Source organism: Mycolicibacter engbaekii, assembly GCF_002101585.1.
GTDB lineage: Bacteria > Actinomycetota > Actinomycetes > Mycobacteriales > Mycobacteriaceae > Mycobacterium > Mycobacterium engbaekii.
The window spans coordinates 73,230-95,040 of sequence record NZ_LQOT01000069.1; the positions used below are offsets into that span (position 1 = coordinate 73,230).

21 protein-coding genes are annotated in these 21,811 nt (G+C 67.7%); 15 read left to right on the plus strand and 6 right to left on the minus strand.

Annotated elements, in window-relative coordinates:
* Nucleotides 1-16: 16 nt before the first annotated feature.
* From dusB to AWC02_RS16900, 3 genes are all read right to left on the minus strand, one after another.
* Nucleotides 17-1,174: a tRNA dihydrouridine synthase DusB gene (gene dusB, locus AWC02_RS16890; RefSeq protein WP_109561051.1), complete on the minus strand. Its 1,158-nt coding sequence runs from the start codon at nucleotides 1,172-1,174 to the stop codon at nucleotides 17-19.
* Between the two features lie 41 nt (nucleotides 1,175-1,215).
* Complete coding sequence (locus AWC02_RS16895) at nucleotides 1,216-2,217, minus strand: acyl-ACP desaturase (protein ID WP_085129862.1); 1,002 nt, start codon at nucleotides 2,215-2,217, stop codon at nucleotides 1,216-1,218.
* A gap of 107 nt (nucleotides 2,218-2,324) precedes the next feature.
* Nucleotides 2,325-2,909, minus strand: coding sequence for a TetR/AcrR family transcriptional regulator (locus tag AWC02_RS16900; RefSeq protein WP_085129863.1), 585 nt, complete (start codon nucleotides 2,907-2,909; stop codon nucleotides 2,325-2,327).
* Between the two features lie 369 nt (nucleotides 2,910-3,278).
* On the opposite strand from AWC02_RS16900, the gene AWC02_RS16905 reads away from it, so the two are divergent.
* Genes AWC02_RS16905 through AWC02_RS16925 form a run of 5 tightly spaced genes read left to right on the plus strand, consistent with a single transcriptional unit; the run spans nucleotide 3,279 to nucleotide 9,831 of the window.
* Nucleotides 3,279-4,154, plus strand: a complete 876-nt coding sequence (locus tag AWC02_RS16905; RefSeq protein WP_085129864.1) for an SDR family NAD(P)-dependent oxidoreductase — start codon at nucleotides 3,279-3,281, stop codon at nucleotides 4,152-4,154.
* Nucleotides 4,154-5,536: an aromatic ring-hydroxylating oxygenase subunit alpha gene (locus AWC02_RS16910; RefSeq protein WP_085129865.1), complete on the plus strand. Its 1,383-nt coding sequence runs from the start codon at nucleotides 4,154-4,156 to the stop codon at nucleotides 5,534-5,536. The genes AWC02_RS16905 and AWC02_RS16910 overlap by 1 nt, the downstream gene beginning before the upstream one ends.
* Nucleotides 5,533-7,377: a flavin-containing monooxygenase gene (locus AWC02_RS16915; RefSeq protein ID WP_085129866.1), complete on the plus strand. Its 1,845-nt coding sequence runs from the start codon at nucleotides 5,533-5,535 to the stop codon at nucleotides 7,375-7,377. The genes AWC02_RS16910 and AWC02_RS16915 overlap by 4 nt, the downstream gene beginning before the upstream one ends.
* Before the next feature lie 49 nt (nucleotides 7,378-7,426).
* The gene (locus AWC02_RS16920; protein WP_085129867.1) at nucleotides 7,427-8,386 is read left to right on the plus strand and encodes an SDR family NAD(P)-dependent oxidoreductase; all 960 of its coding nucleotides are present in this window, start codon (nucleotides 7,427-7,429) and stop codon (nucleotides 8,384-8,386) included.
* 17 nt (nucleotides 8,387-8,403) lie between these two features.
* A complete protein-coding gene (locus AWC02_RS16925) occupies nucleotides 8,404-9,831 on the plus strand; it encodes an aldehyde dehydrogenase family protein (protein WP_085129868.1) in 1,428 nt (475 codons plus the stop codon).
* Nucleotides 9,832-9,847: 16 nt separating this feature from the next.
* Here AWC02_RS16925 and AWC02_RS16930 read toward each other — a convergent pair whose 3' ends face one another.
* On the minus strand, nucleotides 9,848-10,849 hold the full coding sequence (locus AWC02_RS16930) for a ferredoxin--NADP reductase (RefSeq protein WP_085129869.1): 1,002 nt from the start codon (nucleotides 10,847-10,849) through the stop codon (nucleotides 9,848-9,850).
* 70 nt (nucleotides 10,850-10,919) lie between these two features.
* Here AWC02_RS16930 and AWC02_RS16935 point away from each other — a divergent pair, with 70 nt between their 5' ends.
* The 10 genes from AWC02_RS16935 (at nucleotide 10,920) to AWC02_RS16980 (ending at nucleotide 19,239) form a co-directional block, all read left to right on the plus strand.
* The gene (locus AWC02_RS16935; protein WP_085129870.1) at nucleotides 10,920-12,341 is read left to right on the plus strand and encodes a class I adenylate-forming enzyme family protein; all 1,422 of its coding nucleotides are present in this window, start codon (nucleotides 10,920-10,922) and stop codon (nucleotides 12,339-12,341) included.
* Complete coding sequence (locus AWC02_RS16940) at nucleotides 12,326-13,231, plus strand: acyl-CoA dehydrogenase family protein (protein ID WP_085129871.1); 906 nt, start codon at nucleotides 12,326-12,328, stop codon at nucleotides 13,229-13,231. The genes AWC02_RS16935 and AWC02_RS16940 overlap by 16 nt, the downstream gene beginning before the upstream one ends.
* Complete coding sequence (locus AWC02_RS16945; RefSeq protein WP_085129872.1) at nucleotides 13,218-14,318, plus strand: acyl-CoA dehydrogenase family protein; 1,101 nt, start codon at nucleotides 13,218-13,220, stop codon at nucleotides 14,316-14,318. The genes AWC02_RS16940 and AWC02_RS16945 overlap by 14 nt, the downstream gene beginning before the upstream one ends.
* A 138-nt stretch (nucleotides 14,319-14,456) precedes the next feature.
* Nucleotides 14,457-15,224, plus strand: coding sequence for an enoyl-CoA hydratase/isomerase family protein (locus tag AWC02_RS16950; protein ID WP_085129873.1), 768 nt, complete (start codon nucleotides 14,457-14,459; stop codon nucleotides 15,222-15,224).
* Between the two features lie 7 nt (nucleotides 15,225-15,231).
* Nucleotides 15,232-16,101: a methylmalonyl Co-A mutase-associated GTPase MeaB gene (gene meaB / locus AWC02_RS16955; RefSeq protein WP_085129874.1), complete on the plus strand. Its 870-nt coding sequence runs from the start codon at nucleotides 15,232-15,234 to the stop codon at nucleotides 16,099-16,101.
* Between the two features lie 21 nt (nucleotides 16,102-16,122).
* The gene (locus tag AWC02_RS16960; protein ID WP_085129875.1) at nucleotides 16,123-16,719 is read left to right on the plus strand and encodes a TetR/AcrR family transcriptional regulator; all 597 of its coding nucleotides are present in this window, start codon (nucleotides 16,123-16,125) and stop codon (nucleotides 16,717-16,719) included.
* Nucleotides 16,720-16,824: 105 nt separating this feature from the next.
* On the plus strand, nucleotides 16,825-17,580 hold the full coding sequence (locus tag AWC02_RS16965) for a hypothetical protein (RefSeq protein WP_085129876.1): 756 nt from the start codon (nucleotides 16,825-16,827) through the stop codon (nucleotides 17,578-17,580).
* The gene (locus AWC02_RS16970; protein WP_419179287.1) at nucleotides 17,577-18,329 is read left to right on the plus strand and encodes a hypothetical protein; all 753 of its coding nucleotides are present in this window, start codon (nucleotides 17,577-17,579) and stop codon (nucleotides 18,327-18,329) included. Before AWC02_RS16965 ends, AWC02_RS16970 begins: the two co-directional genes overlap by 4 nt.
* Nucleotides 18,330-18,345: 16 nt before the next feature.
* The gene (locus tag AWC02_RS16975; protein WP_085129877.1) at nucleotides 18,346-18,939 is read left to right on the plus strand and encodes a cytochrome c oxidase subunit 3; all 594 of its coding nucleotides are present in this window, start codon (nucleotides 18,346-18,348) and stop codon (nucleotides 18,937-18,939) included.
* 6 nt (nucleotides 18,940-18,945) lie between these two features.
* Nucleotides 18,946-19,239 (plus strand): cytochrome C oxidase subunit IV family protein, encoded by a 294-nt coding sequence (locus AWC02_RS16980; RefSeq protein WP_085129878.1) that lies wholly within the window; start codon nucleotides 18,946-18,948, stop codon nucleotides 19,237-19,239.
* On the opposite strand, the gene AWC02_RS16985 is transcribed toward AWC02_RS16980, so the two are convergent.
* The gene (locus AWC02_RS16985; protein WP_085129879.1) at nucleotides 19,227-20,312 is read right to left on the minus strand and encodes an NAD(P)H-dependent amine dehydrogenase family protein; all 1,086 of its coding nucleotides are present in this window, start codon (nucleotides 20,310-20,312) and stop codon (nucleotides 19,227-19,229) included. The two genes, AWC02_RS16980 and AWC02_RS16985, sit on opposite strands and share 13 nt — an antisense overlap.
* 2 nt (nucleotides 20,313-20,314) lie before the next feature.
* Nucleotides 20,315-21,772: an aldehyde dehydrogenase family protein gene (locus AWC02_RS16990; protein WP_046318996.1), complete on the minus strand. Its 1,458-nt coding sequence runs from the start codon at nucleotides 21,770-21,772 to the stop codon at nucleotides 20,315-20,317.
* Nucleotides 21,773-21,811: the final 39 nt, after the last annotated feature.

Genomic DNA, 21,811 nt, shown 5'->3' on the forward strand with positions numbered 1-21,811 from the left:
TCGACAAAGTCTCATTTCAGCCACCCGAATGCATAATGTCAGCTCCCGCCGGTACGGCACAGTCGTCGGGGTCCGCCAGCCACCCTTCGGGCAGGGTGACCTTGGCCGGCGACCCCTGGCGCCCGCGCGGCCCGGTCGCAGCGGCCGGGAAGGGGATGGATGCGTCCAGCTGCGTCAGCAGTTCGTCGAGCTGGGCCAGTGTGGTCACCAGCGCCAGCTCGCGCCGCAGCCCGGAGCCGGCCGGGAAGCCGTGCAGGTACCAGGCGATGTGCTTGCGGATCTCGCGCATGCCCTTGTCCTCGCCGAAATGCAGCGCCAGCAGCTGGCCGTGGCGGCGGATGATGTCGGCGACTTCGCCCAGCGTGGGCGGGGTCGGGGCCGGCCGGCCCGCGAAGGCCGCTGAGAGCTCGCCGAACAACCAGGGGCGTCCGAGGCAGCCGCGGCCGATGACCACACCGTCGCAGCCGGTGGCCGCCATCATGGCCAGCGCGTCGCCGGCTTCGAAGATGTCCCCGTTGCCCAGCACCGGTATCGAGCGCACCTGCGCCTTGAGTGCGGCGATCTGCTCCCAGTCCGCGGTGCCGGAGTACCGCTGCGCCGCGGTCCGGGCGTGCAGCGCCACAGCCGCGGCCCCTTCGGCCTCCGCGATACGCCCGGCGTCGAGATGGGTGTGGGTCGCGTCGTCGATCCCGATCCGGAACTTGACGGTCACCGGGATACCGGCGCCGGCGGCGCCCCGGACCGCCGCCGCGACGATCTTGCCGAACAGCCGACGCTTATAGGGCAGCGCCGACCCGCCGCCGAGACGCGTCACCTTAGGCACCGGGCAGCCGAAATTCATGTCGATGTGGTCGGCCAGGCCCTCCTCGGCGATCATCTTCGCCGCGGCGTAGGTGGTGTCGGGGTCCACGGTGTAGAGCTGCAGCGAACGGGGGGACTCGTCGGGCGCGAACGTCGTCATGTGCAGGGTGGCGGGGTGCCGCTCGACGAGTGCCCGCGCGGTCACCATCTCGCAGACGTAGAGCCCGCTGACCGTTCCGGCTCGGGACCTCTCGAGCTCTCGGCACAGCGTTCGGAAGGCCACGTTGGTCACGCCGGCCATCGGGGCCAGCACCACGGGGCTGGCCAACTCGATCGAGCCGATGCGCAGCGCGCGCCGCGCACCCGGGCGCATGTCACCGCGTGCGGTAGGTGCCCCCGGGCCGCCGTTACCGACTACGGTGCTGATGGCTCCAGCACCTTCTTGGCGGCGCGTTTCTCGGCCATCTTGGCCTCCCGCTCGAGCCGGCGCTGCTTGGCGGTCTCGAACTTGGCGCACGTCTCGTCCAGTTCGGCGACGATCTGGCCGATCTTGTCCTGGTAGCGGGCGGCTTCGCCGGTGAACTCGCGCTCGAGGATGCCCCACTTCTTCAGCACCGGCATCACCACGTCGTCGCGGTGAATGATCGGGTCGTAGACACCGCCGACGGCGATGATCACGGCCTTGCGGCGGAACTCCGGCACCACGAAGCCGGGCATCTGGAAGTTGGCCAGCACGCGGTGCAGCGAGTACATCGCCCGATCCGGCGCGATATCGAAGCCGACGGCGCTGAGGTCGCGGTAGAAGATCATGTGCAGGTTCTCGTCGTGCGAGATACGTGCGAGCATCTGGTCGGCGATCGGGTCGTTGCACGCCCGGCCCGTGTTCCGGTGCGAGATCCGGGTCGCCAGTTCCTGGAAACTCACATAGACGACCGAGTCGAAGAGGCTCTCGGCGAACAGGTCGTCCTGGACCTGGTGGTTCTGGCCGGGGCTGAAGCCGCGGTTGACGGTCTCCATCCGCAGGGTCTCCAGCTCGATCGGGTCGCAGTTGCGGGTCACCACGAGGTAGTCGCGCAGGGCGATGCCGTGCCGGTTCTCCTCAGCGGTCCAGCGGTTGACCCAGGTACCCCACGGGGCGTCCATGGTGAAGTTCATGGCGATCTCGCGGTGGTAGGACGGCAGGTTGTCCTCGGTCAGCAGGTTCTGCACCATCGCGGTCCGCGCCACTTCGGACAGCTTGGACTGCTCGGGGTCCCAGTCCTGGCCGCCGAGGGCGTAGTAGTTCTTCCCCTCCGACCAGGGCACGTAGTCGTGCGGGTTCCAGTCCTTGCTCATCGAGAGGTGTCGGTTGAGCAAGTCCTCCACGACCGGTTCGAGCTCGTGCAGCAACTCCAGGTCGGTCAATTCCCGTGCCATGCCAGCTCCCCAGGTATCTGTGTCCACTAGTTGCAGGCAATATATCTGTGTCTGACGGTAGCATCAAGTTTTCGCCGGGCGTGTTCCGGCGGGTATCGGGTGGGGTCCTACCGTTCTGCCTGCGTGCTGAGCATCATGTCGACGCAGAAGTCGATGAATTGCGTGCGGTCGGCATCGAGGGTTCCGGCCAGATAGTTACTGAACAGGGCGGTCAGTGCCCCGATCAGGCCGGTGGCGACCATCTGCTGGAACGCCGGTTCGCTCCACTGGGTCAGAGTCCGCTGGACCATCGCGATGAACGTCGGCATCCACCTGGCCCCGGAGTGGGTCAGCACCGGCTCGCTCTCCGGGGCGAGCAACAGCACGCGGCCGCGCACCGGGTCGTCGACCATCAGGGACACGAAGCATTCCACGGCTTCGCGCGGCGTTCGGGTCGCCAGCAGCGCCGTCATCGCTCGGGTACACACGTCGTCGTAGACGCTGCGGACGAACTCGTCGCGGTCGGCGAAGCTCTCGTAGAAGTAGCGTTCAGTCAATCCGGCCGCGCGGCACGCCGAGCGGACGGTCAACGCGGGTCCCCGCTCGTCGCCGAGCAGCTGCACCCCCGCGGCGATGAATTCGTCTCGCCGCAGCGCTTGACGCTCTGCCAGCGGGACCCCGGACCAGCGGTCCCGGCGTTGACCGGGGGGCAAGTCGTCTCCTAGGGTTAATTCTGAAAACAGCTGTATTCAAAGTTGCCCACGCGGGGTGGGAATCTCCAATCATGACCCATGGCCCACCCGGTCGTGGCGTGCAGGTAACCAGCATCACTGCCCGAGTCTCCAGGGCGCCCTTCCTGCCCTTGCCGCCCGTCCGGGGCGTGTCGACGGCCCCGTCCCGGCGACCGTGTTGGTCCAGACAATAAGGCCCGCTGCTCGGCGTGCGGCGCTCTTGACTCTGCGCTCGCTACTGCGGAATAGTGTTCTTCGGAAAAAAGAATGCCATATGTTGTCCGGACAAATCCGGGATCCCGGTGCGAGCCGGGGGCCGGGTTGCGGGTCTGTGCCAGGTGAAAGCGGGTCATGGCCGATCACTCCACTCCTCCCACCCTGCCGAGTGGCCTCCTGAGCCTGACCGGCCGGATCGTGGTGGTCTCGGGCGCCGGGGGCGGTGGTATCGGCACGGCGGTGGTCGCGATGGCCGCGCAAGCCGGCGCGACCGTGATCGCGGTGAGTCGCTCGCGGGACAATCTCGACGAGCACATCGCGCCGCTGGCCGACCGGGGTCTTTCCGTGCTGCCGGTGGCTGCCGACGCGTCGACCGACGAGGGTGTTGCCGCGGTGCTGGATGCCGCGCGCCGCGCCGACGGCCGGCTCTACGGACTGGTCAACGTCGCCGGGGGAGCCGAGCCGTCGACCTGGATGCCTTCGACCAGGGTGGACCGCGCCGACTGGCGCCAGATCTTCACACACAACCTGGAGACCGCCTTCTTCATGAGCAGCGCGGTCGCGAGGGAGTTGGTGGCCGCGCAGCTGCCCGGCTCGATCGTGTCGATCTCCTCGATCAGCGGGATGAACACCGCGCCGTTCCACATCGCCTACGGCACCGCCAAGGCTGCCATCGTCGCGATGACCCGCACCATGGCCGTGGAGTTGGCCGCGGCGGGAATCCGGGTCAACGCGGTGGCGCCCGGCGTCACCAACACGGCCGCCTCGGCCGCCTACGTCGATGAGGATCCGGATCGTGACCTGCGGGCGATCGCCATGGGGCGGCGCGGGCGGCCCGAGGAACAGGCCGGGCCCATCGTGTTTCTGCTGTCCGACCTGGCCGGCTACATCACGGGGCAGACCTTGCTCGTCGACGGCGGCCTCAACCTCAAATGGAGTCACCTCGATGCCGACAACACCTCGTTGTTCCTCAAAGACGACACCTTCCGTGCGGCGATAAGGAGGATGTGATGACCGATCCGGTCAAGGAGCCGGCCGAAGAGCTGGCCGACCCGGTCACGATCGGCGTCGAGGCCTACACGTCGCAGCACTACGCCCGCGCCGAACGAGACAAGTTGTGGCGCAAGGTATGGCAGCAGGTCGGCCGGGTCGAAGAGTTGCCGGAGGTGGGCAGTTACCTCACCTATGACATCCTCGACGATTCGATCCTCGTCGTCCGTACCGGACCCGACGAGTTTCACGCTCACCACAACGTCTGCATGCACCGTGGCCGCCGCTTGGTCGACACCCCCGCCGGGGCAAAGAACGCCTGTGCGCGCACCCGCAAGTCGTTCGTCTGCGGATTCCACGGCTGGACCTACGGACTCGACGGGGCCTGCACCCACATTCGTGAACAGGACGACTGGCAGGGCACGCTGACACCCGCCAACACCCACCTGGGTTCGGTGCGGGTCGACACCTGGGGCGGCTGGCTGTGGATCAACATGGATCCCGACGGCGAATCGCTGGCCGACTACCTGTATCCGGCCGCCAAGGTCCTCGAGCCGTTCGGTCTGGAGAACATGCGCTACAAGTGGCGCAGATGGCTGGAGTTCGACTGCAATTGGAAGGTCGCCATGGAGGCCTTCAACGAGACCTACCACGTCTATACAACCCATCCGGAGTTCAACAAGTTCGGTGAGTTCAAGGGCTGGGCGCGGGTGCAGGGCAAGCACAGCAACCTCGGTTACGACGCGCCCGACGATCTGGAGGCGACCAAGTCCAAGATTCGGCTGGGGACCGGCGCCGATCCGCGGGTGTCGACCGCGGAGATGCAGGTCTACACCATGGAGGAGACCAACGCCACCACCACCGCAACCCTGGTGAACGCTGCCAAGCGACTGGTCGATGAGCTGCCCGAGGGCACGCCGGCCGACAAGGTCCTCGAACACTGGCTCGTGTCGGCGCGCCGCGACGACGCCGCCCGCGGGGTCATCTGGCCGACGATTCCCGCCGACGTGCTCGGTCAGGCCGGCACCGCCTGGCAGATCTTCCCGAACTTCCAGATCGGCCAGGGGCTCACCAGCGCCCTGTGCTACAGCGCGCGGCCGCACCCCAGCTACAACCCCGACAAGTGCATCTTCGAAGTCTCGGTGTTCGAACTCTTTCCCAAAGGCGAAGAACCGCAGACGGAATGGGAGTACACGCCGGTGGGCGACCCGGGCTGGCGCTCGGTTCTCCCACAGGACTTCTCCAACATGGCAGCGGTGCAGCAGGGGATGAAATCCCTCGGCTATCCCGGCGCCAAACCCAACCCCTACCGGGAGCGCGCCATCGTCAACCTGCACCACCAGCTGTCGAAATACATGGGCGACGGTGCGCCTCAAGAAATCCCGACAGGAACTGATCGATGACGAACTGCTCGCCTACCGAAACCCCCGACGACTTCGACATCGAGGCGATGCGGCGCAAGTACGCCGCCGAACGCGCCAAACGCGTTCGTTCCGACGGTGCCCAGCAGTACCTCGAACTCAAGAATGACTTCGTGGAGTTCGCCGAGGACGATCCCCACACCGAGGTGACCCCGCGTGACCCCATCGATGCCGATATCGAGGTCGTCGTCCTCGGCGGGGGCATCTCCGGGCTGCTCGCCGGCGCCTACCTGAAGAAGGCAGGCGTTCCCGAGGTGCGGATCATCGAGATGGGCGGCGACTTCGGCGGTGTCTGGTACTGGAACCGGTTCCCCGGAATCCAGTGCGACAACGACGCGTATTGCTACATCCCGATGCTCGAAGAGCTCGACTTCATCCCGTCCAAGAAATTCGCCGACGGCGCCGAGATCTTTCAGCACTGCCAGAACATCGGAAAGCACTTCGGCCTCTATGACGGGGCGATCTTCTCGACCCAGGTGCGCACCGCCCGCTGGGACGAGGAGATCAAGCGCTGGCGGCTGACGACCAATCGGGGCGACGACCTGCGGGCGCGTTTCGTGGTGATGGCACAGGGCTCCTACAACCGGCCCAAGTTTCCCGGGATCGAGGGAATCAAGGACTTCATGCAGGCGGGTGGCCACGTCTTCCACTCGGCACGCTGGGATTACGACTACACCGGCGGCGACGCGAGCGGCGGCCTGCACAAGCTGGCGGACAAACGCGTGGCGCTGGTGGGCACCGGTGCGACAGGTGTGCAGCTGGTCCCGCACCTGGGGCGGGATGCCAAGCACCTCTACGTTTTTCAGCGCACCCCGTCGTCGGTCGATTTTCGTGGCAACGAGCCCACCGACCCGCAGTGGGTCGCGTCGCTGCAACCGGGCTGGCAGGCCGAACGCAAGCGCAACTTCCACCGCTGGTCGCCGTTCGAAGGCGTGGTATTCGACGCCCCCGATATGGTGTGCGACTTCTGGACCGAGTTGGGGCGCAACCTGACCGCTCGCATCGGCGCCTGCCCCGACCCGACGGCTCTGGGCGTCGAGGAGATCATGGCGATGCGGGAGGAGGAGGACTACAAGATCATGGAGCGGCTGCGCCGCCGCATCGACGGGATCGTCGAGGATCCGCAGACCGCTGAGGCGCTGAAGCCCTATTACCGATTCATGTGTAAGCGTCCGACCTCCAGCGACACCTACCTGCCCGCGTTCAATCGGCCCAACGTCACCCTGGTCGACGTGGCTGAATCCAAGGGCGTCGACAAGCTCACCGAGAAGGGCATTGTCGCGGGTGGCGTCGAGTACGAAGTCGACTGCGTCATCTTCGCCAGCGGGTTCGAGATATCCACGGAGATCAGCCGTCGGTATGCGATCGACGTCATCGAGGGCCGCGGCGGGGTATCGCTGTTCGACCACTGGCGCGACGGGTACCAGACCCTGCACGGGATGACCAGTCGCGGGTTCCCCAATCAGTTCCACACCGGGTTCATCCAGGGCGGCGTGTCGGCCAACACCACCGCGATGTTCGAGCAGCAGGCCGAGCACATCGCCTACATCATCGCCGAGGCTCTCAAACGGAAGGCGACGGTCGTCGAGCCCAGTCAGGAGGGCCAGACCGCCTGGGTCAACACCATCCGAGAACTGGCCTTCGACAACTCGGCATTCGACTTGTCCTGCACGCCAGGTTATTACAACAACGAGGGCCGCGGATTCGGCGATGCCAGCCGCTCGTTCCTCGGTGAGGTCTACTCGCCGGGCTTCTACGCCTTCGACGACCTGCTGAGGCAGTGGCGCGACGCCGGTGACCTGGAGGGTCTGGAACTGCGATGACGACCCCAACGACGTTGCCGATACGAAATCTGCGTGAGGAACCCGTCGGTTGAGCGCACCATATCCGTTGCGCTTCGACGGCCGGGTCGCCGTCGTGACCGGCGCCGGGCGGGGACTGGGCCGCGCCTATGCGCAACTGCTGGCGCAGCGCGGTGCGGCCGTCGTGGTGAACGACACCGGTGCCGACCTGACTGGTGACGGCGTGGGCGATGACACGGCCGAGCGCGTCGTGGCCGAGATTCGCGCCGCCGGCGGCGACGCGGTGGCCTGTACCGCCTCGGTCGCCACGGCCGAAGGGGGCGCGGCGATCATCGCGGCAGCACAGCAGCACTACGGCCGCGTCGACATCGTGATCCACAACGCCGGCAACGTCCGGCGGGCCGCATTGCGGCAGATGAGCGCCGCCGACTTCGACGCGGTCCTCGACGTGCACCTGCGCGGAGCGTTCCATGTGGTGCGGGCGGCCTTCCCGGCGATGTGTGACGCACGATACGGTCGCATTGTGTTGACCTCGTCGATCGGCGGACTCTACGGCAACGCCGACGTGGCCAATTACGCGGCGGCCAAGGCCGGCGTGCTCGGGCTGAGCAACGTCGCGGCGCTGGAAGGCGCAGCCCACGGCGTCCGGTGCAACGTGGTGGTCCCCGCGGCGGTCACCCGGATGGCCGAGGGGATCGACACCTCCGGCTATCCGCCGATGCAGCCCGAACTGGTCGCGCCGGTGGTCGCCTGGCTCGCCCACGAATCCTGTTCGATCACCGGAGAAGCACTGATCGCGCTGGCCGGGCGGGTGGCACGGGCCGCGTTGGTGGAAAGCCCTGGGGTGTACCAACCGTCCTGGACGATCGAGGACGTCGGGGCGCGCATCGCAGAGATCCGCGACGTCGCCGACCCGGTGCTCTTCCCCGTGGTGCCCGACGGGCACGCCGCGCACATCCGGTACAGCTTCGGGATGGCCCAGACCGATCAAGCAACGCAGAACCCGCCCCATGCCGAGAAAACCCAGTAGTCGAAGGAGTCTTTAAGATGCGCGAGTACACCCAGTTCTACATCGATGGCCGGTGGGTGGACCCGGTAGAGCCCGTGACGCTCGACGTGGACAACCCGGCCACCGAGCAGGTCCGCGGCACAATCGCGCTCGGCTCGGCGGCAGACGTCGACCTGGCGGTGGCCGCGGCGCGCCGCGCCTTCACCAGCTGGTCGCAGAGCACCCGGGCGGAGCGCCTGGACCTGCTGCAGGCGATCCTCGCCGAATACCAGCGTCGCAGCGCCGATCTGGCGGATGCGGTGAGCGAGGAGATCGGAGCGCCGCCGGCGCTGGCCGCCGGGGCCCAGGTACAGCTCGGCGTCGGCCACCTGCTGACCGCGATCGACGCGCTGAAGAACTTCTCGTTCGAAGAGCAGCGCGGCGACACCCTGGTGGTCCGCGAACCGATCGGGGTGTGCGGGCTCATCACGCCGTGGAACTGGCCGCTGAACCAGATTGCGGTGAAGGTCTATCCGGCGTTGGCGACCGGCTGCACCATGGTGCTCAAGCCCTCTGAGGTCGCACCGTTCTCGGCGTACATCTTCACCGAGATCATGGACGCCGTCGGCGTTCCGGCCGGCGTGTACAACATGGTCAACGGCGACGGCCCCGGGGTGGGTGTGGCGCTGTCGCAGCACCCCGACGTCGACATGGTGTCGTTCACCGGCTCCACCCGCGCCGGCATCGCCGTGGCCCAGAACGCGGCTCCGACGGTGAAGCGGGTGACCCAGGAACTGGGGGGAAAGAGCCCCAACATCGTGCTCGACGACGACGCGTTCGCCGCCAGCGTCACCGCCGGGGTGCGGGCCATGATGGTCAACTCCGGGCAGAGCTGCAATGCGCCGTCGCGCATGCTGGTGCCCAATTCACGGATGCCGGAAGCCATCGCGATCGCCCGCGAAGTGGCCGAGCAGGTCAAGGTGGGTGACCCCGCCGATCCCAAGGCCATCGGCCCGGTTGCCTCGGCTGCACAGTTCGCCAAGGTGCAGGGTCTGATCGAGCAGGGCATCGCCGAAGGTGCGACGGTCGCGGCCGGCGGCGCCGGCCGGCCGGACGGACTCGACGCCGGCTACTTCGTCCGGCCGACGGTCTTCGGCAACGTCACCAACCAGATGGCGATCGCGCGCGAAGAGATCTTCGGTCCGGTGTTGTGCATTCTGGGCTATGACAGCCTCGACGAGGCCATCGAGATCGCCAACGACACCGACTACGGTCTGGCCGGTTACGTCTCGGGCGCCGACATCGACGCCGCCCGGGGAATCGCTCGCCGGATCCGGGCCGGCTCGGTGGCGATCAACCACGCCTTCGACATCAATGCGCCGTTCGGCGGCTACAAGCGCAGCGGCAACGGCCGCGAGTGGAGCGACGCCGGATTCCACGAGTACCTGGAGACCAAGAGCACATTGGGTTATGGCGTGGCGGGCTGAGCGCCGCGTCGTCGAATCACTCGTAGCGCACGGTAATCGAGCCGCCGTCGGGTACGCCCTGGCAGGTCAGGATGTACCCGTCGGCGACCTCGTCGTCGTCGAGCACCGTGTTGTTGTGCATGGTCGCGCTGCCGTCGGTGACCTGCGCGATGCAGGTGCCGCAGTTGCCCGCCTCGCAGGAGAACGGGGGAGTGAGCCCGGCGCGCCGGGCGCTTTCCAGCAGGGTCTCGCGGGCGACTCGGGGCACCGTCGCCTTCTGGCGCCCCAGGTGGATCGTCACCGTCCCCGTGACCTCGGCGTCGGGGACCGGGGCGGGGGCCGCCGGCGCGGTCGCGATGTCGAAGTCCTCGACGAACAGCCGGCCCGGACCGGGCCAGGCCGCGCGCACCACCGCCATGAAACCCGCCGGGCCGCACACGTAGCAGTCCGCTGCGGTGTCCTGCCCGACGAAGGCGGTGACCGCGGCGGCGTCGAGCAGGCCCTGGTCGGTGTCATAGTGGCGCTGCACCGATAGCCGCCCGGGGTAGCGGGCGACCAGTTCGTCCAGGGTGCTTCCGAAGATCGCCGCGGAGGCGTCGCGGTCGGCGCAGAGCAGTCGCACCGTGCGCTCGGTGGTCGCCAGGGCGCTCTTGGCCAGCGACAGGATCGGCGTGATCCCGCTGCCGCCGGAGAACGCCAGCAGTGGGGCGGTCGACTCCTCCAGGCAGAAAACCCCCGCCGCACGCGTCATGACCAGCTCGTCGCCTTCGGCGACGTTGTCCAGCAACCAGTTCGAGGCCTTGCCGCCGGGTACCCGCTTGATCGTGGTCATCAGCTCGGTGTCGACCTCGGGCGCGCTCGACATCGAGTAGGACCGGTAGAGGTCCGTGCCGTCGACCTGCACCCGGAAGGTCGAGTACTGACCGGCCCGGTAGGCGAACGGTGTCTCATGGGGCGCCAGTACGAAGGTGTGGGCATCGGGGGTCTCCTTCACGATGCGCGTCACGGTCGCCCGCTGGAAAACATGAGGGACCGCCATGCCACCCCTTCCGGTTTGCGTTCTTCACCTGAGAGAATAATATTCTCTCAAACCGATAGGATCTTCTCAAATGTTGTCAGGGACGTCCACCGCAGTGCTCGCCTTCGAGGACCGGCAGTTGCAGCTGTCCGAGATCGACGCGCGTGCCGAGGCCCTGGCGGCCGTCCTGGCAGCCGACGGTGTCCGGGCCGGGGACCGGGTTGCGCTGATGTCGTCGAACCGGCCGGAGTTCGTCATCGCGGTACGCGCCATCTGGCGTCTGGGCGCCGTGGCAGCCCTGATCAGCCCCGCCTGGAAGCGCGACGAGGCGGCCCACGCCCTGGCGCTGGCGCAACCCGGATATGCCCTCGGGGACCACCCGGTGCTGGCCGAACTGATGCCGATGCGGCACCTGGACGACATCACCACCATCCCCGCCGGCCGCTGGGCCGGCGACCCGCCGCCGGCCGAGTCCGATGCGCTGCTGGTGTTCAGCTCCGGAACCACCGGGATGCCCAAAGCGGTGCGGCACACGCACGCCTCGCTGGCCGCAGCGGTGGAGCACTGGCGCGATGCGCTGGGTCTGAGCGCCGCCGACCGCCTGCAGGTGGCGACACCGCCGTCCCACATCCTCGGACTGCTCAACATCGCGACCGCGCTCAGCGTCGGTGCATGGGTGCGGCTGCACCGGCGGTTCGACATCGACGTGATGCTGCGATCGATCGAGACCGACCGGATCACCGTGGAGATGGCGGTGGCGCCCATCGCCCTGGCCATCGCCGCGCACCCCGGCCTGGAATCATTCGACCTGTCCTCGCTGCGGTTCATCATGTGGGGCGCCACGCCGGTGACCGCAGCTGTGGCCGACACCGTCACCCGGCGCACCGGGGTGCCCTTCGTGCCGGCCTACGGCACCAGCGAACTTCCGGTGATCGCCTGCAATCCGGTTGGTGGCGCGCGCCTGGACAGTGTCGGGAAGCCGGTGCCCGGAGTCGAGGTGAAGGTGGTGGGCCTCGATGGCGACACCGCCGGGCAGCCGGTGCCGTCCGGCGTCGCCGGCGAGATCCTGGTGCGGTCTGCGTCGCTGATGGCCGGCTATCTTCCGGCTTCGGCGACCGCAGAAGTAGTGCGCGACGGGTGGTTTCACACGGGGGATGTCGGATACCTCGACGGCGACGGCTGGCTGCGGATCACCGACCGCTGCAAGGAGATGATCAAGGTGCGCGGCTTTCAGGTCGCCCCGGCCGAGATCGAGGCCGTGCTGCACGAACATCCCGCGGTCGCCGACTGCGGCGTGTTCGGGGTGCCCGACGAGCGTGACGGTGAGGCGGTCGTCGCCGCGGTCGCGCTGCGCGCCCCGGTCAGCGATGCGGAGCTGTGTGAACTGGTCGGCGAGCGCCTCGCGTCCTATAAGCGCCTGCGCCGGGTTGTGTTCGTTCCCGAGATTCCCCGGTTGCCGTCCGGAAAGCTGTTGCGCCGACTACTGAAGGAGAGCCTATGGACGTCCGGCTGAATGCCGAGCAGCGTCAGCTGCGGGATGCAGCGGCCAAGCTTGCCGACGATCTCGGGCCGGATTCGGTGGCCGAACTCGATGATGCCGACCGGATCGCCAGGCTCGAACGTGCCGTCGACCAGACCGGCTGGCGCGCGTTGCGTTCCGATGGCGCATCGGGGGTCGAGGTGGCCATCGTCGCCGAGGAGTTCGGTCGTGGTCTGGTCGACGTCGCCTTCTTAGGGCCGGTGCTCGCCGACGATCTTCGCCGCCACGTCGATCTGGGGACGAGGCCTGCCACCGTTGCGGTCGCCGACACCGCCATCGACGCGCGCGGTGCCGCGCAGGCTGTGCGGGTGCGCGAGCACGAGGTGGCGACGGTCCCGCTCGGCGCGGTCCGAACCGGAGCCGACCTGACCCGGCCCGTCGCCGACCTTGCCGGTGCGGCGCAGCCACTCGGCGAGCTCGGGGCCGACGACGCGCTGCGCTGGCAGGCGCTGGCACTGGTCGCGACCTGCGCGGATCTGGTCGGCGCCGCCCGCGGCGCCCACGCCCTGGCCTGCGATTACGCCAAGATCCGGGAGCAGTACGGCAAACCCATCGGCTCCTATCAGGCCATCGCCCACCTGCTCGCCGAAGGGCTGGCGCTCATCGAGGGATCGGTGAGTGTGCTGCGGCATGCCGCCTGGGCGGTGGACGCGGCATCGGCGGCAGAGGCGGTGCGTGCCGCGCGGATCGCCAAGATCTACTCCGCCCGGGCCGCCCGGACGGTCTGCGAGACCGCGATCCAGGTGCACGGTGGAATCGGCAACACCTGGGAGTGCGCGGCGCACCTGTATCTGCGGCGCGCCTTGACCTCGACCGGCCTGTGGCCCGTGACGATAAGGGAGATCGCAGATGGACTTTCGTGACTCGCCCGCCGAGGCCGACTTCCGCAGCAGGCTTCGGACCTGGCTTGCCGAGCGGGCTGGCACCTTTCCCGCCGCCGGCGACGACGAGTACTGGACGCGCCAGGGCGAATGGCACCAGGCACTGTATGCGGGCGGGTTCTTCGGGGTCTCCTGGCCGCGGGAGTACGGCGGCCAGGAGCTGCCGCCGGTCTTCGACGTCATCGTCGATGAGGAGCTCGCCGCCGCCGGTGCGCCGCCGCGTCCGAGCCTGGGGTATCTGGTCGTGGGGCTGGGACGGCACGCGAGCAAGGAACTGCAGCAACGGTTCCTGCCCGGCATGATCGACGGCAGCCAACGTTGGTGCCAGGGATTCTCCGAGCCCGGAGCCGGTTCGGATCTGGCATCGCTGACCACCACCGCGACCCGGGAGGGCGACGACTACGTCATCCACGGACACAAGATCTGGACCAGCTACTCCGACGTCGCCGACTGGTGTCTGCTGCTGGCCCGCACCGACAAGGACGCGCCACGGCACCGGGGCATCTCGGCATTCATCATCTCGATGCACCAGCCCGGAATCGAGCAGCGGCCGCTGCGGATGATCAACGGCGTCACCACCGAGTTCGGCCAGGTGCTCTTCGACGGAGCGCGGGTTCCGGCGAGTCAGATGATCGGTCAGCCCGGGGAGGGCTGGGCGCTGGCGATGACAGTGGTCGGCCACGAGCGGGAGCCGTCGACTTTGGGCTACTCGGCCCGCTACGGCAAGCTGGTCCGCCAGATGGCCGCACGCGTCGACGCCACCGGCGCCGAGGTTCCCGACGAATTGGCCTGGGCGGCGGTGGAAACCGAGATGCTGCGGTTGCATGTGCGCCGGCGGCTCTCCGAACAGCTCGACGGGCTCATCCACGGCCCGGAAGGCTCGCTGGACAAGCTGCTGATGACCTGGGTGGAGCAGTCCGTCGGCCATGCCGGGCTGGCGGTGGGCGGCGTCGACGATCCGGACCTGCTCAGCGCCTACCTGTACAGCCGCGCCCAAAGCGTGATGGGTGGCACCTCGCAGATTCAGAAGAACATCATCGCCGGCCGCATTCTGGGATTGCAGGCGTGATCGCGAGCGCGGGCGCAGCCCGGGTGAAGCGGGTCGCGGCTATTGATTCAGGCGTGATCGCGAGCGCGGGCGCAGCCCGGGTGAAGCGGGTCGCGGCCAATTCGGCAGTGATCGCCAGTATCGACAAAGGAGTCTGACGTGTACGACATGCCCGCTGAGATCGATGTGCGCGCCGACGGCCCACTGCGGATCATCACCCTCAACCGGCCCGATGCGCTCAATGCGGTCAACGATGCGCTGCACACCGGCCTGGCAAAATTGTGGCCGCTCCTCGACGAGGACGACGACGCCCGGGCGGCGGTGCTGACCGGCAGCGGGCGCGCGTTCTCCGCCGGCGGCGACTTCGCCTATCTCGACGAACTGCGGCGCGATGACAAGCTGCGCGCCAAGACCATCGCACACGGGCGCGAGATCGTCTTGGGCATGGCGCGCTGCCGCACGCCGGTCATCGCCGCGGTGAACGGGCCCGCCGTCGGGCTGGGTTGCAGTCTGGTGGCGCTGAGCGACATCGTCTACATGGCCGAATCGGCCTATCTGGCCGACCCGCACGTCCAGGTTGGCCTGGTCGCCGCCGACGGCGGCCCGTTGACCTGGCCGTTGCAGATGAGTCTGTTGTTGGCCAAGGAGTACGCCCTGACCGGGGCCCGTATTCCCGCCGCCCGGGCGGCGCAGCTGGGGCTGGCCAACCACGTGGTGGACGACCCGGTGGCCGAGGCGATCTCGTGTGCCCGGCGCATCTGCGAGCTGCCCCGGCAGGCGGTGGAGAGCACCAAGCGGCTGCTCAACATCCACTTGGAGCGCGCGGTGCTGGCCACCCTGGATTTCGCGAACATGGCCGAGGACCTGTCGTTCAAGACCGACGACTTCGCCTCCATCATCGATCGGCTCACCGCCAACAAGAACTGATCCACCGATGACCATCGACGAGTTGCTCGCCGCGGCGCGTGCCGGCTCCGTGCGCGCCACCGGACGACTGCTCAGCCTGGTCGAAAGCGGTCGGCGTACCGAGGTGCTGTCCGCGGTCGGGCCCGCCGCCACGCGCGTCATCGGGGTGACCGGCCCGCCGGGTGCGGGCAAGTCCACCACGATCGGGGCGCTGGTGGGGGCATACCGGCAGCGCGGCCTGCGGGTTGCGGTGCTGGCCGTGGACCCGTCGTCGCCGTTCAGTGGTGGCGCGCTGTTGGGTGATCGGATCCGGATGGCCGAGCACATCCACGACCCGGCGGTGCTGATCCGGTCGGTGGCGGCCCGCGGGCACCTGGGCGGGCTGGCCGAAGCGGTGCCCGCGGCCATCCAGTTGCTCGCCGCCCTCGGCTTCGATGTGCTGCTGCTGGAGACGGTGGGGGTGGGCCAATCCGAGATCGAGATCGCCGCGATCGCCGACCCGACGGTCGTGGTGCTCAATCCCGGCGCCGGCGACGCGGTGCAGGCCGCCAAGGCCGGACTGCTGGAGGTCGCCGACATCGTGGTGGTCAACAAGGCCGACCGCGAGGGAGCCGAGCAGACGGTTCGCGAACTGCGGGTCGAGTTGCACCACACCGGAGCACCGATTCTCACCCTGATCGCCGCGCGCGGCGAGGGGCTCGACGACCTGGTGGCCGCCATCGAGGTCCACGACCGCGCCGACAGTCCGCGGCGGCGCCTGGCGCGCGCGAGGGCCCTGATCCTGTCCCTGGCACAGACCCGTTTGCACACGCATCCCGCGCTGGAAGGCCTCACCGAACAGGTCGCCGGCGGCACCCTTGATCCCTACTCGGCGGCGGAGCGGCTGTTATCCGACTAGCCGAATGGCTACCCTCGTCGCATGGCTTCCACCCTGCCCGCCGGCCGATTCCGCCACATCGTCCGCAGCGCGGCGCAGACCCGCATCCTTGATGCCGCGCTGGTGCTGATCGGGGAGCACGGAGTGGGCGGAACGTCGCTGCAGATGATCGCGGATGCGATCGGTGTCACCAAGGCGGCCGTCTATCACCAGTTCAAGACCAAAGAGGAGATCGTGGTCGCACTCACCGAGCGGGAGTTGGGTGCATTGGAGGAGGCCCTGGAGGCCGCCGAAGCCCAGCAGAGCCGCCCGCGGGCCCGCGAGGTGTTGCTCGACGGGGTCATCGACATGGCGGTGCGCCGGCGCGGTGTGGCCAGCACCCTGCAGTTCGATCCGGTGATCGTCCGGCTGCTGGCCGAGCATCAGCCCTTTCAGCAGTTCATCGCGCGGCTCTACGGGGTGCTGGTCGGCGACGCCGGCGACGACGCGGTGGTCTCGGCGGCGATGCTCTCCGGCGCCATCGCCGTCGGCGTGATGCACCCCCTGGTGGGCGATATCGACGATGAGAAGCTGCGCGCCCAATTGCTCCGGCTCACTAAGCGATTCATCGACGCGCCGGAGGCGTCTGAGGGGCATTGACCGTGGGGTAGCCGCTCGGCTATTTTCGGGTAGTCGATCGGCTAGCGGCGGCGATTCCGGTGCGAGTGGCCGGGACCGCCGGGCGAGCAGCGAAGGGGCTACACCATGCAGATGATCGCCGAGGCGGAGGAAACCCCGCAGGCCAGCGCATTCCGGGCGCAACTGGTACTGCTGTGGTCGGGGCCGGTGGTCGCCGCGGTGCTGCTGGCGATGTTCGTGGCGTTCCCGGGCTTCTTTCCGCCGATGTCGCCGACCATGTCCGCCGAACAGGTGGCGCGGTTCTACGACGAGCATCGGTCCTGGATCCGGTTGAGCATGGTCGGCTTCAACCTGTGCGGGATCATGATCGTGCCGTTCCTGGTGCTGATCGTCGGCCAGATGAAACGGATGTCGACCCAAAGTCACGTCTTCGCCTACGCCTACCTGGCGGCCGTGGTCAGCGGCGCGACACTGTTCGCGCTGTCCAACATCTACTTCGGGGTCGCGGCGTTTCGCACGGACCGCAATCCAGAGATCGTCCAAGCCCTCAACGACATGGCGTGGCTGTCGTTCATCGCGCCGGTGGGCATGATCGTGGCGCAGTTCGCCATGCTGGCCTGCGCCGTCTATTTCGACCGGGGGCCGGATCCGGTGTTCCCGCGTTGGGTGGCGCACCTGTCGGTGCTCACCGCACTGGCGATGCTGCCCTCCACCGCGGCCTCGGTGTTCACCACCGGGCCGCTGGCCTGGGACGGCCTGATCTCGTTCTGGATCCGCAACGGCGCCTTCGCGATATTCGTCATCGCGATGTTCTTCGCGCTGCGCGACGCGCTGTATCGGCAAGGCATCAGCGAAGGCCTGATCGAAGGACCGGCGAGGTGAGCATCGCCACGCTGCTCTACGGCACCGACGTCGAAGAACCACCGCCGGCCGGCGGCAGACCCGATGTGCGGGTGGTGTTCTGGGTGTCGGTGGCGTTCTACCTGTTGATGGGGTTGGGCGTCTGCCTGCTGGGCAGGGTGACGCCGCCGCCGCGCCCCGATGTCGGCATACCCGAGATCCAGGGCTGGTATCAGCAGCACGCGCTGACGATCCAGATCGGTTTCGTGATGCTGCTGGTGATCACCGGTGGTGCCGCGATCTCCAACGGGCTCATCGGGTATCACATGAAGCGGATGAGCTCCGGTTCGGTGCTGGCCTACGGCTATATCGGCGCCATGGCGGTCGGGGCGGTCCCGGGCTTTCAGCTGATGATGCTGTGCTACCTGCTCGCGGTATTCCGGGCGGACCGCGACCCCGAGCTGGTGCGGTTCTTCTACGATCTGGGCACGCTGAGTTACAACGGTTCGCTGGGGTGTTTCACCGCCGCCTATTTCTGCCTGGCGCTGGCGATCTTCTATGACAAGAACAAGATCTTCCCGAAATGGTTTGCCTACCTGAGCGTCTGGCAGATCGTCACCGAGGTGATCGCGACCCAGATGTGGCTGTTCGAATCGGGCGCCTTCGCCTGGAACGGCCTCATCTCGTTCTACATCGCTGTGGTGATCTTCGCCGCCTGGATCGGGCTGATCTTTCCGATCATGTATCTCAGTGGCCGACGGGAAGTCCCCGGCTCGCCGCCGGTCACCTGAAGACGGGGAATCAGCCATGACTGACCAGCAGACACCCGCCCGTACGGTTCCGAAGTCCACGAGCGCGACGCACCTGCCCGGTGACGGCCACATGTGGTTCATGGTGCTCGGCGACTTGATCATCTTCGGCGGCTACTTCATCGCCTACCTGATCTTCCGGTCGCGCGCGCCCGAGCAGTTCCTGGCCGACCAGCAGCATCTCAACATCACCATCGGCGTGGTCAACACCATCGTGCTGATCACCAGCTCGTGGCTGGTGGCCCAAAGTGTGCAGTCCGCCCGCACCGGTGATCGGGCCCGCGCGCTCGGATTGATCCGGGGCGGGGCGTTGTGCGGAGTGTTGTTCGCCGTGCTCAAGATCTACGAGTGGTCCAGCGAAATACAGGCCGGCTACACCAATTCCAGCACGTTCTTCAGCTTCTACTACGTCCTGACCGGTGTGCATCTGTTCCACGTCGGCATCGGCCTGCTGATCCTGGGCGTCGCATACCGGGATCTGCGCAACCCGCGCCGGGCGCGGGTCGGCATGGTCGAACAGGCCGCCACCTATTGGCACATGGTCGACCTGCTGTGGGTCGTCATCTTCGCTCTGCTCTACGTGATGAGGTAATCGCCCGTGACCGCACCGCAGCCTTCCCGCTTCCATCCCGACCCGGTGCTCACCGGCAGTTGGGTTGTCCTGGTGGCGATCACCGTGCTGGCCTGGTGGCTGTCGCCGGGGCACACCGCCGGGCCCGTGCAGCCGAGCATCCCCATCACCGTCACCGTGATCGCGCTGTCGGCCGTCAAAGCCCGGCTGATCATCCGCAATTTCATGGAGGTGCGCACCGCCCCGATCTGGTTGCGCCGCGCCACGGACGCCTGGCTGGCCGTGCTCTGGCTGGCCGTTCTGGGGATCTACCTGTTCTGAGCGGGAAACCGGGGCAGCGGCAGCGGTAGATCGTTATAGGTCGCGATGCCCGGTTCAGCGGCCACCACGGCCGGGATGGCGTTGATCGGCGGCATCGCGGTCATGATGTGGCCCAGTTCGAAGAAGTCGTCGAGGGATGTGGCCGAGGCGATCAGGTCGGGGGGCGGAGTGAAACCGACCTGCATGTTGACCGTGGGCCGGCCGTCGACGGTGATCTTCCAGCCCTCACCGTCGAGCTGCCAGTCCGGCTGCAGGGTCTGGCCTTTGCGCCACCGCACGTTGATGTCGACCACGGTCCGGCCGCCCGCGATTCCCCGCCAGCTGGCGAACACCCCGGCCACATGCCCGGCGGGGATGGTCCACGACGCCATCGGCAGGTCCGCGGTGGTCTGGGCGTACTCGGCCACGCAGGTGATCTCGTCGAGCTCGACGCCCATCGCGTCGGCAACCAGGCGGACCGCTTCGGCGAATACCGCCGTGCCACGGGAGGCCATCGGCTCCAGGTCCGGATCGTCGATCGCGGTGCCGAAGCCCACCGGCCGCTCGGTGTCCGGCGAGTCGTAGAGCGTGGTGTCGGCTGTCTCGGTGATGGTGATCTTGTCGACCCGGTCGCAGGCCGTGGCGGCCACGATCGCCAGCAGTTCGGCGAATCCCGGACTCACACCAGACCCGAACAGGGTGGACCCGCCCTTGCGGCAGGCCGCCTCGAGCCTGTCCCGGTCCTCTCCGAGGTTGTGCCCGGTGATGAACGACGCCGAGGTGACGACGTTGACCCCCGCGGAGAGGATGTGCACCAGCTCGTCGACGTCGATCCACATGGGGTTGTAGACGACGCAGTCGGGCTTGAGGGCCAGCAGTGCCTCGGCGTCGTCGGTGGCGATCACACCGAGCGGGTCGATGCCGACGAGCTCACCGGCGTCGTGGCCGACCTTCTCCGGCGACCAGGCGAAGAGGCCGACGAGTTCGTAGTTCGGGTTCGCGGTGAGCGCCCGAACAGCGCTCTTTCCGACATTTCCGGTGGTCCACTGGACGATCCGGTACGGGGCGCCGGCGGAGCCGGTGACGGTGTCCACGGCTACATCTGCGCCCAGACGATCTTGGTCTGCAGGTAGGTTTCAATGCCCGCCTTGCCGGATTCGTAACCCCAGCCGGACTGCTTGTAGCCGCCGAAGGGCATCGAGTGGTCGAACTGCATCTGGCAGTTCAGTCCGACCGTTCCGGCCTTGAGCCGCTTGGCCAGTCGGTGTGCCCGGCCCAGGTTGGAAGTCCACGCCGTTGCGGCCAGTCCGTAGCTGCTGTTGTTGGCCAGGGCGATGGCCTCGTCGTCGTCGTCGAACGGCAGGATCGTGACCACCGGGCCGAAGATCTCCTCCTGGAACAGTCGGCTGGAGTCGGGGTCGACATTGGTGACCACGGTGGGGTGCACGAAGTAGCCCTTGCGGTCCAGCCGGTGGCCGCCGGTGACGAGCTCGTTGCCGTCGGCCCGGCCCTGCTCGAGGTAGCCGAGCACCCGGTTCAACTGTTTCTGGCTGATCAGCGGACCGACCATGACGCCCTCGTCCTTGGGGCCGCCGAGCTGCATCATGTTGGCCATGTTGGCGATGCCTTCCACGACGCGCTCGTAGACGCCGCGCTGGGCGAAGATGCGCGAACCGCACACGCAAGCCTGGCCGGAGTGCACGAAGGTGCCGAACGCCGCCATGGTGATAGCCATGTCGAGGTCGGCGTCGTCGTAGATCAGGACCGGTGACTTGCCGCCGAGCTCCAGGGTCACCTTGTTGAGATTGCTTGCCGCAGACGCCCGTACGATCTCGCGGCCGACTTCGGTGGACCCGGTGAACGCGACCTTGTCCACGTCGGGGTGCGCGGTGATGGCAGCACCGGCGGTGTGGCCGTAGCCGAGCACCATGTTGACCACGCCGTCGGGGACGCCGGCCTCGCTCAGGATGCGGTCGAGGACCAGCGCCGACAGCGGGGTTTCCTCCGCCGGTTTGACGACGCTGCTGCATCCGGCCGCCAGCGACGGTGCCAGCTTGGCGCAGAAGTTGAAGACCGGGCCGTTCCACGGGAAGATCAGCCCCACGACGTCATAGGGCTCGCGCAGCGTGTAGACGTGCTGGTGGGACTCGATGCCGGTCAGGCCGCCGGTGTTCACGTCGCGGGCGATGCCGTCGATCTTGGTGCACCAGCCCGCGTAGTAGCGGAACCACTCCGAGCCGACCTTGGTGATGATCGCGGCCTGGGAGGCCGGAATGCCGGCGTTGACCGACTCGAGTTCGGCCAGGAGTTCGGCGTTCTCGTCGATGAGGTCGGCGACCTTCCACAGCACCCGGGCCCGGTCGTAGTCCGCCATCTGCGACCACACCCCGGACTCGGCGGTGGCCTTGGCCCGCGCAACGGCGTCGTTGACCGCCTCAGGCCCGCAGTCGGTGAATTCGGTCAGCTGCTCCTCGGTGGCCGGATCGATGATCGGGATCACGTCGCCGGTTCCGGGGACCTTCCGGATGTCGTCCAACACCGCCTGCACCGACATTGATAATCCCCTTCTCATCTAGCGAAAATCCCGTTCGCA